Below are 13,210 nucleotides of genomic sequence, written 5' to 3' on the forward strand. Positions count from 1 at the left end.
TTCACTGTTCTGCAGTGCTTCGGAGACGATGGCGATAAAATAATCGCGCCCTTTTGCTATTTGAGACTGAAAACACCCTTTGTAATCCTCGATATTGATCGGAATTTCAGGAATCATACATAGCTCTGCACCAGAGGTAATAGCGGAAACAAGCGCCAAATAGCCGCAATTTCGTCCCATTGTTTCGATGATAAAGGCACGACGAAACGAGGATGCCGTATCCCGGATTTCATCAATAGAATTTTTAATAACGTTCAGTGCCGTATCTACACCAAGACAATAATCGGTACCATTGATATCGTTGTCGATTGTAGAGGGAATTCCGCAAAAAGAGATGGCATGTTCGGCATAAAAGCGTTCCATACCCCGAAAACTTCCATCACCCCCCAATACGATCAGCATGCTAATTCCGAGGGCTTTGAGATTGTTCGCCGCAAGAGCCCGGTATTCCGGGTCTTTAAAGCGGACGGATCGTGCAGAACCGATCTTGGTCCCTCCGCGTGTGATGATTCCTGCTACATCGGTGTAGGTGGCCGGAATAATCTGATTATCGATCAGCCCTTCAAATCCTCTGTGAATAAAATAGGGTTCCATCCCTTTGGCATAGGCATATTCGACAAACCGTTTTAGGGCAGGGTTCATTCCCGATACATCTCCGCCGGAGCAGAGAATCGCTATTTTTTGTTTCATCTTTTTTCCTGTATAAGATTTCTTATCCATTCCGTAACTTCCGTACAAAGTTGCCCGGTTGCTTGGGTGAGGGCATTGACTCCCCCTTTTGCATCATCTGTAGGTGCAGGGACGGTTACGATAAATCGTTTTGAACCGATGGGACGTTTAGTCGCGCTATCGACGAGTCTATAGGTGATATCGATAAACCCGTCGCTATGGCCCTCTTGAGGGAAACGGTGATAAAAAGCGTTAAGATCCGATTCAAGCACCCAGTCAGCATGTGCAGCAGAAGTCGGAGGCACAAGTGAAGCAAACAGTCCTTTTTCTTCAAGTGATGCAGTAAGCATTTGTTGGATCAACACTGAAGGAGTATCGCTCCAACGGCTGTAAAGATAGCTTCCGCTTTCTCCTCCGTTTCGCAGGTAATAAAGGTTTTTGGATGAAAGTGATGGAAGTGTCTTACTCGAAGCGATACTCAAGGAATGAGACGATAAGGGTGTTTTTTCTTTTACAGAGAATTCATGTGGAAGCATGGTGTATTCACTGATAGGTGGAGTGAGCGGAGCGGAACACCCGATGATCAGTAAAGGGCTCAATAAAAAATAGGGATATCGCATGGTTATTCTCCGGGTCCGGGTTTTGGGGTGGATTTTTTAAACAACAGATCGGAAGGACTTTCGCGCAGATTGCGAAGCGTCAATTCCATTTCATTGGTGAGACTACGGGTTTGGTCAATCAGGTCACTCAGTTCTGACGATGCCGGGGCGGCAATGGCGCGGACATCGTAATCGCCGCGATCGAGTGAGGCTTCAAGTTTTCGAATCAGTGTATGACTCTCCTCGGAGGTAGCTTGGAGCGATTCGAGAGTGGTAGTCATTTTGGTCTGGATCAGAGTGTTGAAATTTCCGGAAGAGGTTTTGACACTGACAGCTGCCTCTTTCATGGATGCCATAGATTCGGTGGCATTGGTTTCCAACACAAGACTTTGTTCCAGAAGTTGTTTTACCTGCACTTGATATGCGTCGATTTGCGCTGTTAGAGAGCGAAGGTGATCTAATGTTTGAGCCACGTTCTGAACATTTTTATCACTGAAAAGTTGATCGGCTCGATCCAAGGTCACGGAGAGCTTGGAAGCAACTTTACTGAGTGACTCATCAAGGCGTGTGATCAGCGAAGGTGATGTTGGAATAGTGGCGATAGCATTGGTGCTGGTGGTGAGCAGAGGGGCATCTTTGCTTCCTCCGACAATTTCGATAAATGCCAGACCTGTGATACCGTAAAATTTGAGTACTGCACTGGAGTCGGTTTTAATCGGAGTCTCTTTTTTGATTTTAAGGGTGAGCTCAACCTCTTCGCTGTTACGCGGATTAATTTTGATCGACTCGACCATTCCGACATCAACCCCGTGAAACTTGACTGCCGCTTCAGGTGCCAGTCCTGAAACCGACTCTTTGATATAGACACGATAACGATGGTAGTTGCCTTCATCTTGATTGTACTTACCGAGCCAAAAAGCAAAGGCAATGAGCGCTGATGCTAAAATCAAGACAAAAACCCCTACGACGGTGTAATTAACTCTCGATTCCATAAGACCCCTTTTGGAAGAAATAATTGACGATCGGATGGTTGATTTGAAGCACTTCATTTAAAGTACCCTCTGCGACCACTTTTTTATCACCCAGTAATGCAAATCGATCGATGCTATGATGTATAGTATCCAAATCATGTGTCACCATGACTACAGTAAGTCCCAGCAGGTCACGTAATTCACAAATCAAGGCATCAAACTGTCGTGAGCTCAGCGGATCGAGACCGGAAGTAGGCTCATCCAAAAAGAGCAGTTTCGGATCGAGCGCCAGAGCTCGTGCGAGGGCTGCACGCTTTATCATCCCGCCGCTGAGTTCGCTGGGATAAAGATAGCGAGCATGTGAGGGAAGTCCGACAAGATCAATTTTAAGAGCTATAAGCTCGTCAATCAGTTTGGGAGGAAGATCGGTGTTTTCATGATAAAGCATGGCAATGTTTTCTCCGACACTGAGCGAAGAGTAAAGCGCTCCTGATTGAAACAATACTCCCCATTGGCGTCGGAGACTCTGTGCTTCGAGCGGGGTGATCGTCTCCAAATCAAAATCCAATACTTTCAGAGTTCCGCTTTGAGGACGCTGCAGTAAGATCATTTCGCGCAGCAGTGTCGATTTTCCCGATCCGCTTCCCCCTAAAAGGGCGTAGATTTCGTTTTCATAGACGGTACAGTTGATATGGTCATGGATAATGCTCTCCCCGAATGCGGTAACAATATCACGTGCTTCGATCATGATCCGTTTCATAGTTTCAATTCCGTGAGGAGAACGGAGAAAATTGCATCACAGGCAATGACCAAAAAGATGGAGTTGACGACACTTTTTGTTGTGTAAAGGCCGATACTTTCGGTATTTAAAGAGACTTGAAATCCCCGATAGGTACTGACCATCGCGATTAAAAAAGCGAAGAACGGTCCTTTGACAATCCCGATGATGTAGTGTTTGATCGGCAATGACCCCTGAAGACGGTGGATAAATTCGCTGAAACTCAAATGCGATTGTGCTTGAGCAATCACCATCCCTCCGAATATCCCGATAAGATCGGCAAAGAAGATCAGCAGAGGCATCACGATCATCAATGCAAAGACACGCGGCCATACCAAAAAAGTAAAGGGGTCAAATCCCATCGTTTTCATGGCATCGATCTCTTGGGTCATTTTCATCGCGCCGATTTGTGCCGTAAACGCCGAACCGCTTCGTCCCGCTACCACGATGGCGGTAATGAGCGGAGCGAGTTCACGCGTCAGTGAGATACCGATCATATCGACGATAAAAATATCGGCCCCGAATTTCTGCAACTGTACAATACTTTGGTACGCTACAACTACCCCGATCAAAAAGGAACTGAGCGCAATAATAGGAAGGGCAGTAGCACCGGTAGCATAAATATGAGCCATGATGGAGCGGTAGCGGATTTGACTCGGGTGGAGAAGCGTATAGAGTAAAAGGATAAACGCTTCTCCCAAAAAAGCCAGAAATTTTCCGATTCCCAGTACGTTTTGATGGGTTTCACGTCCCAAAATAAATAGCCAAGAGGGCTCTTTAGGCGGTTGAAGCGCTTCATGCGGTTTGGAATAGAGGAGTTTATAGAGTTGGTCTTGGTCTTGTTTGACACCGACGAGTTTGGATTCTATCCCCTCTTGCTCGAATGAGCGGGTGTAAAGCTGCCACAGTGCGATCCCTGCCGAATCGATTTCATCTATCTGAGATACATCCCAAATGACGGATGCCCTCGGATGCAGTGTTTCCAGTATATAAGCAACATGGTTTAAATGGGGTAATGTCCAGACACCACGGCATTGGAGCAGTGTGTGAGAAACGTCATCAACAATCTCGATTTTAGCAGGTGTTGAATTTTGCATGGCTCATTATAACGAAACGAAATTGATTGTGGAATATTGGTTATAATCGCGATTATGAAAAAGGTTCGTTTGCGCTTAATTTTACTATTGTGGTTTATGGCATCGATGAGTATCGCCAATACTCACATCCACCACGACTTAAACGAACATGACAATTGTGTCAAATGTTATGCGTACAATATGATGAGCGGTGCGGATGCCCCTGTTTCCGAACCGATCCTTTTTAATCTGCCTCATTTTGATGCCATTCTTCAACCCGATTTTACACATGTACAAGTACGTCTCCATACCTCTTTCGATGCTCGTGCACCTCCTTCTTTATAACCTTTTATACATCTAAATCATTATTATTTTTATACCTATATTGGAGATATTATGGTCAAAAAAACCGTACTCTCCCTCGTATGCAGCGGTGCATTGTTTGCCGGTAATACTGAGGTGGAACAGTTAAAACAACAAATGGCGCAGTTGCAACAGCAATTAGAGCAGATGCAGCAGCATATTGCAGCCTTGGAAGCACAAGCCCCAAAGGAGGCGACAGCTCAGGAAGAATCGCTCGAATCGATGGAAAAAACAGCGACTTCATCGGTGACAACGCTGCTTCCGGATATTGCACTGATTCTTAACGGCGGATACACGTCGCGTAATGTCAGCAATATCAAATACGCTAATGCTTCTATTCCGGGATTCATAGACGCGGGCGCTATGGAAGTTCCGTATAATGCAAAAGACGGATTTAATCTCAACTACGCCGAAGTGGCGATGAGCTCGACGGTTGATCCGTATTTGGATGCGAGCGCTATTTTTCATATCCACGGAGACGGCGGAGTTGAAATCGAAGAGGCCTATTTTGTCACACGAGCCCTCGATTACGGATTTCGCTTTAAAGCCGGAAAATTTAAAAGTGCCTTCGGCCGGGTGAATGAAAAACACCATCACGCCTGGAATTTCGAAGATCAAGAACTCATCAACAATGCCCTGTTCGGCCCAGACGGGCTCGGTGGAGCGGGGGCTCAGCTGCAGTGGGTGGCTCCAACGCCGCTGTATCTGATGGCGGGATTTGAACTCTTTAACGGCAACCCAAATCAGGGATTCAGTGCCAAAGAGTCGGCTTCCACCGCTGTTGGATATTTGAAAACCAGTACCGATGTCGGAGATGCGACACTCTTGGCAGGTCTGAGCTATGCGCAGGGAAAATCAGAAGTTCAAAATCTCGATGGATTGGGCGACCCGATACCGGACAGTTTTACAGACTATGGTCAAACACGTGTGTACGGAGCTGATTTGACACTGGAGTATCCACTTGCAGACTACGGACAACTGATTTGGCAGAATGAGTGGATGCAGCGGGATAAAGACATAGAGCGTATGACTCAAAAACAATCAGGATATTACTCGGAACTGCTTTATAAAATCGATGAGAACTGGGCAACGGGAATTCGTTACGACGATATCTATCAAAACCGAACAGGCGATCCTCTAACGAGTATCAATCACTTGCACCGTTCAAGCGTAAAACTCGAGTACAAACCGTTCGAATTCTCCCGTTTCCGCCTCCAATACAATCAGGATCATTCGAAATACATCGACGATCAGGCAAAAACGATTCATGAAGTAATGCTCAACTACACACTCGAACTCGGCGCTCACGGCGCTCACGCATTTTAAGGAAAGCAAATGAAAAAAATACTCATAGCACTGTTGTGCTCACTGCCGATCTTCGCATCGGTCCATGTCGCTGCGGCGTACCCGTATATCGGTGAATTGGTTAAAACCGTTGCCGGGGATAAAGCCGAGGTGAGCGTCATCGCCTCTGCATCATCAGATCCGCATTTCGTCACACCGCGTCCTTCGTACATCGGGATATTGCGCTCCAGCGATTTGTTGATTCTCAACGGAGGCGGTTTGGAGATCGGGTGGATTCCGCCGCTTTTGGCGCAGGCCAACAACGCTAAAATCATTCAGGGTTCGGAGGGGTATTTGGATCTTTCCAAATACGTCAAAATGATTGATAAACCGGCCTCACTGAGCCGTGCACAAGGAGATGTCCATGCGGAAGGGAACCCTCATTACGCACTCGATCCGCATATCATGCCGACACTGGCAAAAGTGATTATGCTTAAGCTTTCCGCTATAGACCCTTCAAACAAAAGCGTTTATCACGCCAATTACGACGCATTTGCAAAACACTGGTCGGATAAGCTAAAGCAATGGGATGCGGCAATGGCACCATGCCGCAATACAGAGGTCGTTCAGTATCATGAACTTTTCAATTACTTTTTTAACCGTTACGGCATCCGTACCGCTGCAACGATCGAACCGCTGCCGGGAATTTCGCCGAGTTCCAAACACACAATGGAAGTGATCACTCAAATCCGCAGTGAAAAGATTCCGTTAATCGTACAAGATGATTATCATGAACCGAAAACCGCTCAATTCATTGCCGAAAAATCGGGTGCCAAAGCGGTTGTTTTAGCCCATGATGCAGGAAATGGATCACTGGATATATGGTTTGATTCCTTGGTAGCACAAACGTGTCCGCGTTAGAGATTTTATGGCCGGTTTTGATACTGGCCTTTATTTTGGTCGGTATCCATACGATTTTCGGTCTGGAGATCATTCGACGCGGGGTGATTTTCACTGACCTCGCAGTCGGACAGATCGCTGCAGTCGGGATCGCCATCAGCAGCGCATTTTTCGAAGGAAAATATCAGCTTCCCCTGAGTTTGGGTTTTGCCCTCTGCGGTGCAATGCTTATCGCCTATGCCACTCAAAACAGCCGTCATATCGAAGCGTTTATCGGTTTGTTGTATGCACTGGGAGCTTCATCGGTCATGATCGTCCTAAGTGCCGGCAGTGAGGGGGATGAGCTGTTTAAACGTTTGATGGCCAATGATATTTTATTTGTTATGAACTATGAGATATTAAAAGCAGCGGGAGTTTACGGCGTGATTGCAGTGCTGTATTATTTCATCTATCCCAAACTCAGCGGGTTTTTGAAAGAACTTTTTTTCTTTGCACTTCTTTCCGTGATGGTCACGACATCGGTTCCATTAGCGGGTGTGTTGGTAGTCTTTACGCTCCTGATTGCTCCTGCATTGGTTGCATTACTGCAAAAGCGAATTAAGCCGATATTGTTTGGATGGGGATATGGATGGTTTTTTGTATCTTTGGCATTGGTACTTTCGTATCATTACGATTGGCCGACAGGGTATAGCATCGTATTTGTCGGAACATTGATAACACTGATAAGTGTTTTATGGCTTGAAAAGCGCCGTGCATAGGCAATATTGGCACGTCGTTTGCTTGAAGCGAACTATAGAATTGCGAAGGAAAATAAAAATGATAATAAAAATTTTAGGGCTATGTGCCGCTGTATCCATAAGCCTGTTTGGCGCTATTGATAAACATAAACTGGATAATCTAAAGATTGATGCGATGGTGGTAAAAGATTTAAAGACCAAACATGTTTTGTATTCAAAAGAGGGTGACAAGAATCTAAAGCCTGCCAGTTTGACAAAAGTGATGACCGCATTGCTTGCGATCAACAGCGGGAAAATGAATCATGTCGTCACGATCACACGTGAAATGACCAAGGTCGAACCGACCATAGCAGGGTATAAGCGGGGGGATCAGATCGTACTCAGTGATTTGGTCAAAGCGGCGATGATCCAGTCGGACAATGATGCGGCAAAAGCGATTGCGATTGCGGTCGGAGGGGATGAAGAGAACTTTGTAAAAATGATGAACAAACAGGCCAAACGGATCGGTATGAATCATACCCATTTTGAAAACCCCTGCGGCTATGATGACAAAGATCACTACTCGACACCGAATGATCTGATGAAATTGACCGAGTATGCGATCAAAAATCGAAAATTCAATGAGATCAGCAAACTCAACAACTACACCTACTACTCACAAAATACCCACAAGAAATTTTGGGCATATACCCACAACCGATTGCTCAACCGATACGAATATGCCGTAGGGATCAAAACAGGGTATACCTCGAAAGCCGGAGCGTGTTTGATCGCACGGGCGAAAAAAGACGGCAAAGATTGCGTAATCGTTATGATGCATTCCAAAGAAGACCGCTGGAAGACGGCTAAAAATATTTTTGAGCAGGTATTAAACAGTTAAAAACTTGTCTAAAAATTCTTTATAAATTTTTGTTTTTACTTCACGCTTCATCGCCGCATGGGCAGGTGAGGTGGACGGAAGCAAGACCTTCTCCACTTCCAAATCTTTAAAATATTTCATAAACAGATCATGACTTTTCTTTCCCGTAAACCCGAGTGCTCGGATATTGGGATAATCTTTTAGTAGTTTTTGAAAATCATTCGGGATACAGTTTTTGAGATTCGTATCGCTCGAATTACTCCGCTCACATGAGCCGATGACATCCCATAAGCCGATCCCCTTTTCCAAACAAAATGCTTTTTTTGCTTCGTTGTTTTCAAGTTTCACATCAAAAACCTCTTCGATAATCGGCCAAAAGGCATTTCGAGGATGGGCATAGTAAAAGGCTTGCTCGAACGATGCGATGCTGGGAAAACTTCCTAAAAAGAGGATTCGGGTGTTTTCACCAAGGATAGGAGGAAAGGGATGGATAAAGTACTGCATAATAATTATTTTACCTCAATTTACCTTCCCCTAAACCACCATTTGTTACAATTCCGCCATTAATTCAGGGTAGAAACCCAATCAAAGGAACTGCATGAAACGTGCACTGCTCAGTGTCAGCGATAAAAGCAACATCGTTGAGTTTTCCAAATCTCTTATCGGTTTGGAGTATCAGATCATCTCTACGGGCGGAACGTACAAAATGTTACGGGATGCAGGCGTAAGTGCGATCGAGATCGATGAGGTGACCAAATTCCCTGAGTGTTTTGAAGGGCGTGTTAAAACTCTCAATCCGTACATCCACGGCGGTATCTTGCACCGACGTGACAAACAATCGCACCTCGACCAAGCGGTAGAACTCGGTGTCGAAGCGATCGATTTGGTGTGTGTCAACCTCTATCCGTTCAAAGCAACGATCGAGAAAACGGATGATTTCGAAGAGATCATCGAAAACATCGACATCGGCGGTCCGGCGATGGTGCGCTCTGCGGCGAAAAATTTTGACAGCGTGATCATCCTTACCGATCCGTCAGATTACTCACTCGTTCTCAATGCGATTGCTAACGGTGAAAACACGATGGAATTCCGCCGTGATTTGATGATCAAAGCGTATGAACATACCGCGGCGTATGATTCGATGATTGCTAATTACATGAACAAACGTTTTAACAACGGTATGGGTGCGAAGCAGTTCATCGTCGGAAACAAAGTGATGGATACCCGTTACGGCGAAAACCCGCACCAAAAAGGGGGATTGTACGAGTTTGACGCGTTTTTCTCTAAAAACTTCAAAACCCTCAAAGGGGAAGCGAGCTTCAACAACCTCACCGACATCAGCGGGGCGGTAAAAATTGCGGCAGCGTTCGGAGATGAGAATGCGATTTGTATCGTTAAACATGGTAACCCATGCGGGTTTGCGATCCGTGAAAATCTTCTCGATGCCTACAACGAAGCGCTTAAATGCGATCCGATTTCAGCGTTCGGTGGAGTTGTAGCAGTAAACGGTGTCGTGACCAAAGAACTTGCAGAAAAAATGAACGAAATGTTCCTTGAAGTGATCATTGCAGGATCTATCGATGAGGAAGCACGTGCCGTATTCGAGCCGAAAAAACGTCTTAAACTGTTCGAATACGGAAGCGATCGTATCAGCCTCAGCAACGATGCGATCGACTTCAAACACATCGACGGCGGATTTGTATTCCAAGATGCGGACAGAGTCACTGCGGACGAAGTGAAAAATGCTAAATTGGTAACGAAACACGTCGCCAGTGATGCGGCATTAAAAGATGCGGAGATCGCGTACAAAGTGGCTTCTTTGACCAAATCAAACTGTGTTGTTTACGTCAAAGATGCGGCGATGGTAGCAGTCGGTATGGGAATGACGTCTCGTGTCGATGCGGCACGCTGTGCTCTTCGCAAAGCTGAAGAGATGGGGCTGGATGTAAGCGGTTCAGCTCTTGCTTCCGAAGCGTTTTTCCCATTCCGTGATTCGATCGATGCGGCGGCGGGTGCAGGTGTTAAAACTGTTATCCAACCGGGCGGTTCGGTGCGTGATGAAGAAGTCATCGCGGCGGCAGATGAACACGGTATGGCACTCTATTTCACAGGTGTTCGCCACTTTTTACACTAAAAACATTTGCGCCTCTATGGCGCAAGTTTAAAACTCTCTTTTCCCCCTATTTAACGAACTCTTCTTTTAAACCTTGATTGACATTGACTCAAACTTGGTGCTATAATATTCTACAAATAAATTACTATGCTAAATATAGGATTAAAAAATGTCAAAAAGTTTATATACTACACTCGAAATCGCACCGGGCGCAAGCGAAGCCGAGATTAAAAAAGCGTATCGAAAACTGGCTCGTCAATACCATCCCGACGTGAACAAAGATCCTTCAGCCGAAGAGAAATTCAAAGAGATTAATGCGGCGTATGAAGTTTTAAGTGACAAAGAAAAACGTGCCAAATACGATCAGTACGGGGATTCGATGTTCGGCGGACAGGACTTCCATGATTTTGCCCGAGGGCAGGGCGGGAATGTCGATTTGGATGAGATACTGCGAAGTATGTTCGGTGGCGGTGGTGCCGGTGGAGGATTCGGTGGCGGCGGATTTGGCGGCTTCGGCGGGAATGCCGGATTTGGCGGTGGCTTCGGCGGTGGAGGGATGAATCTCGACATTGATGCCAATGTCACAATTCCTTTTGCCGTTGCGGTCTTGGGCGGAAAACACTCCATCAGTCTCTCAGGGGAGAGTTTTGATATCAAAATTCCCGCAGGGATTAAAAGCGGCGAAAAACTCCGTGTTCGGGGAAAAGGGAAACGTGCCGGCAACCAGATCGGTGATCTGTACCTCCGAATTGATATCTCACCAAACAACGAATATGAGCGAGAAGGGGATACCCTTATTAAGACGTTTAACGTCCCACTCTATGCGGCACTGTTCGGCGGTAAAGTGAGCGTTCAAACCCTTGAAAAAGAAGTAACGCTCAAAGTCCCTGAAAATACAAAGAACGGTCAGCGTTTCCGTCTAAAAGAGATGGGTGTTATGAACCGTCAAACCAACGTGCGCGGAGATCTGTTTTTGAAAGCGAATATTGTTCTGCCGCCTGTTGATAAAATCGACCCCGCATTGGTCGAGCAAATGAAACAATCTCTACCACAAGGAGCGTAATCATGCACCATTTTGACGAACCGGTTTATATGATTAGTATCGTTGCGAAGATTTTGGATATTCATCCTCAAACCCTTCGTCAATATGAACGTGAAAATTTGATTACCCCTTCACGCTCGGACGGGCGTATCCGATTGTATTCACAACGTGACATTGAAAAAATCAAAATGATTCTTCGTCTAACCCGTGAAGTAGGGGTAAATCTCGCCGGTGTTGATGTTGTAATCCGTCTCAAAGATAAAATGGAAGCGATGGAGCAAGAGATGATGGAACTGCGCGCAGAAATCGCTCGGATGCGTTCTTCCAGCGGTGTACCTCCGGAAAAATCTTTGGTCACGAAACGAAGTATCTACGAAATGGTCATCTTTGATGATGATATTCTTAAATAATGGCAATAAGTCCTGTCATACATGAAAGCTGGAAAGAGGCGTTAAAAACGGAGTTCGCCCATCCGTATATGGAGGAACTCAAAGCTTTTTTGGGCGAAGAGAAAAATAACTACACTATTTTCCCTCAGGGGAGCCATATTTTCAATGCTTTCAACTCCACCCCTTTTGATTCCGTAAAAGTCGTTATATTAGGACAAGACCCCTACCACGGAGCAGGGCAGGCGCATGGACTTTCATTTTCGGTTCAACACGGCATTGCACTTCCCCCGTCCCTGCAAAATATTTTTAAAGAACTGGTCGCTGATATCGGCTGTCCGTATCCTAAAAGCGGGGATTTGAGCCATTGGGCGCATGAGGGGGTATTGCTTCTTAACACGCTGCTTACCGTTCGCTCGGGTGAACCGTTTTCCCATAAAGATCGAGGATGGGAGCGGTTTACCGATCAGGTTATTCGAACATTGAGTGAAGAGAGAGAGCATATTGTTTTTATCTTGTGGGGAGCTCCTGCGGGGAAAAAAGCTTCACTGATCGATGCAACTAAACATCTTATCCTCAAAGCACCGCACCCTTCCCCTCTCTCATCGTATCGGGGGTTTTTTGGTTCAAAACCTTTTAGCCAGTCTAACGACTATCTCAAAGCTCAGGGAATTAAACCGATCGAATGGTGCCTTTAGCCGATTCTTTGAGCTTTTTGAGTTTTTTCTTCCGTTTTGCAATCAGTTCGCTGAGATCCAGCGCCGGATTTTCGGTTGCAAAAGACGTGAGCCATTCGAGCTGGTTGACATAGTCCTGCACGTGTCCCAATCTCTCCTGCATTGTTTTGCAATAATCGATCAGTTCTGCTGATGGATGAAGGTCTGAGACATTTAGAAATTCAAATCCGTAACGGGCATCTTTGAACATGATACGAAGTTTGTGCAAATCTTTCGGTTTTTCATCCCCAGTCAGGGCATTGAGTTCATCAAGACAATGTTGGTAGTGTGTGAGCACTTTTTGGACGGCGATTTCTCGGAAAATTGCAGGATCATTTTCATAGATCAGGGTGTATGTGGCATCCAGATTTTGTAACAGAGCTTCACAAAAGAGTTCGCTTAAACGCTCTTCTAACTGTTTGGGGCGTATCAGCATAAGCTCTTTGCGGATTTTAGGATATTTTTCGAGGGATCCGATCAATACGTCGAGTTCTCTAAGATCGTTGGTTACTTTTATCCCTTCTTTTAAAAATTCCGGAAAAGCAAAGCTCTCATCGAGTAATAATTTTGAAATCGATCTGACTTTACGCATGGCAATTCTAAATGCGTGCAAGCTGGCAGGATGGCGGTCTTTACGAAATTCCTGGAATTTGATTCGACCGTGGTATAACTGATATAACAGGTATTGGGTTAAGGGTGTCGGTTTCATGACCTCAT

Annotated in this window: 16 protein-coding genes; 9 read left to right on the forward strand and 7 right to left on the reverse strand. The window is 45.6% G+C overall.

The features are described from left to right. The 5 genes from PHP90_RS07445 to PHP90_RS07465 form a co-directional block, all read right to left on the reverse strand. Positions 1 to 690 (reverse strand): 6-phosphofructokinase (locus PHP90_RS07445; RefSeq protein ID WP_299927599.1); only part of this gene is annotated, 690 nt, incomplete at its 3' end. Then, a complete protein-coding gene (locus tag PHP90_RS07450; protein WP_299927602.1) occupies positions 687 to 1,289 on the reverse strand; it encodes an ABC-type transport auxiliary lipoprotein family protein in 603 nt (200 codons plus the stop codon). The genes PHP90_RS07450 and PHP90_RS07445, both read right to left, overlap by 4 nt. A gap of 2 nt (positions 1,290 to 1,291) precedes the next feature. Continuing rightward, on the reverse strand, positions 1,292 to 2,260 hold the full coding sequence (locus PHP90_RS07455) for an MlaD family protein (RefSeq protein WP_299927605.1): 969 nt from the start codon (positions 2,258 to 2,260) through the stop codon (positions 1,292 to 1,294). Further along, on the reverse strand, positions 2,244 to 2,999 hold the full coding sequence (locus PHP90_RS07460; RefSeq protein WP_299927608.1) for an ATP-binding cassette domain-containing protein: 756 nt from the start codon (positions 2,997 to 2,999) through the stop codon (positions 2,244 to 2,246). The genes PHP90_RS07455 and PHP90_RS07460 overlap by 17 nt, the downstream gene beginning before the upstream one ends. Beyond that, positions 2,996 to 4,114, reverse strand: a complete 1,119-nt coding sequence (locus PHP90_RS07465) for an ABC transporter permease (RefSeq protein ID WP_299927611.1) — start codon at positions 4,112 to 4,114, stop codon at positions 2,996 to 2,998. Before PHP90_RS07465 ends, PHP90_RS07460 begins: the two co-directional genes overlap by 4 nt. 54 nt (positions 4,115 to 4,168) lie before the next feature. Between PHP90_RS07465 and PHP90_RS07470 the strand changes: the two genes are divergently transcribed. Genes PHP90_RS07470 through PHP90_RS07490 form a run of 5 tightly spaced genes read left to right on the forward strand, consistent with a single transcriptional unit; the run spans position 4,169 to position 8,257 of the window. Next, on the forward strand, positions 4,169 to 4,438 hold the full coding sequence (locus PHP90_RS07470; protein ID WP_299927614.1) for a hypothetical protein: 270 nt from the start codon (positions 4,169 to 4,171) through the stop codon (positions 4,436 to 4,438). Positions 4,439 to 4,489: 51 nt separating this feature from the next. Then, a complete protein-coding gene (locus PHP90_RS07475; protein ID WP_299927617.1) occupies positions 4,490 to 5,782 on the forward strand; it encodes a hypothetical protein in 1,293 nt (430 codons plus the stop codon). Between the two features lie 9 nt (positions 5,783 to 5,791). Continuing rightward, the gene (locus tag PHP90_RS07480; RefSeq protein ID WP_299927620.1) at positions 5,792 to 6,661 is read left to right on the forward strand and encodes a zinc ABC transporter substrate-binding protein; all 870 of its coding nucleotides are present in this window, start codon (positions 5,792 to 5,794) and stop codon (positions 6,659 to 6,661) included. After that, on the forward strand, positions 6,649 to 7,398 hold the full coding sequence (locus PHP90_RS07485) for a metal ABC transporter permease (protein ID WP_299927622.1): 750 nt from the start codon (positions 6,649 to 6,651) through the stop codon (positions 7,396 to 7,398). Before PHP90_RS07480 ends, PHP90_RS07485 begins: the two co-directional genes overlap by 13 nt. Before the next feature lie 58 nt (positions 7,399 to 7,456). Next, positions 7,457 to 8,257: a serine hydrolase gene (locus PHP90_RS07490; protein WP_299927625.1), complete on the forward strand. Its 801-nt coding sequence runs from the start codon at positions 7,457 to 7,459 to the stop codon at positions 8,255 to 8,257. On the opposite strand, the gene PHP90_RS07495 is transcribed toward PHP90_RS07490, so the two are convergent. Further along, positions 8,246 to 8,740, reverse strand: coding sequence for a DNA-deoxyinosine glycosylase (locus PHP90_RS07495; RefSeq protein WP_299927627.1), 495 nt, complete (start codon positions 8,738 to 8,740; stop codon positions 8,246 to 8,248). The two genes, PHP90_RS07490 and PHP90_RS07495, sit on opposite strands and share 12 nt — an antisense overlap. Before the next feature lie 94 nt (positions 8,741 to 8,834). Between PHP90_RS07495 and purH the strand changes: the two genes are divergently transcribed. The 4 genes from purH (at position 8,835) to ung (ending at position 12,475) form a co-directional block, all read left to right on the forward strand. Beyond that, entirely contained in the window at positions 8,835 to 10,370 is a 1,536-nt protein-coding gene (gene purH, locus PHP90_RS07500; RefSeq protein ID WP_299927630.1) for a bifunctional phosphoribosylaminoimidazolecarboxamide formyltransferase/IMP cyclohydrolase, read from the forward strand. A 148-nt stretch (positions 10,371 to 10,518) separates the two neighbouring features. Beyond that, positions 10,519 to 11,412, forward strand: coding sequence for a J domain-containing protein (locus tag PHP90_RS07505; RefSeq protein WP_299927633.1), 894 nt, complete (start codon positions 10,519 to 10,521; stop codon positions 11,410 to 11,412). Positions 11,413 to 11,414: 2 nt separating this feature from the next. Then, positions 11,415 to 11,801 carry a helix-turn-helix transcriptional regulator gene (locus PHP90_RS07510; protein ID WP_299927635.1) on the forward strand — a complete coding sequence of 129 codons (387 nt, stop codon included), beginning with the start codon at positions 11,415 to 11,417 and terminating at the stop codon, positions 11,799 to 11,801. Then, positions 11,801 to 12,475 carry a uracil-DNA glycosylase gene (gene ung / locus PHP90_RS07515; protein ID WP_299927638.1) on the forward strand — a complete coding sequence of 225 codons (675 nt, stop codon included), beginning with the start codon at positions 11,801 to 11,803 and terminating at the stop codon, positions 12,473 to 12,475. The genes PHP90_RS07510 and ung overlap by 1 nt, the downstream gene beginning before the upstream one ends. On the opposite strand, the gene PHP90_RS07520 is transcribed toward ung, so the two are convergent. Next, a complete protein-coding gene (locus tag PHP90_RS07520; protein WP_299927640.1) occupies positions 12,450 to 13,202 on the reverse strand; it encodes a CHAD domain-containing protein in 753 nt (250 codons plus the stop codon). The genes ung and PHP90_RS07520 overlap by 26 nt on opposite strands. Between the last annotated feature and the right edge of the window lie 8 nt (positions 13,203 to 13,210).

Origin of the sequence: Sulfuricurvum sp. (genome assembly GCF_028712165.1) — a bacterium.
Classification (GTDB): Bacteria; Campylobacterota; Campylobacteria; order Campylobacterales; family Sulfurimonadaceae; genus Sulfuricurvum.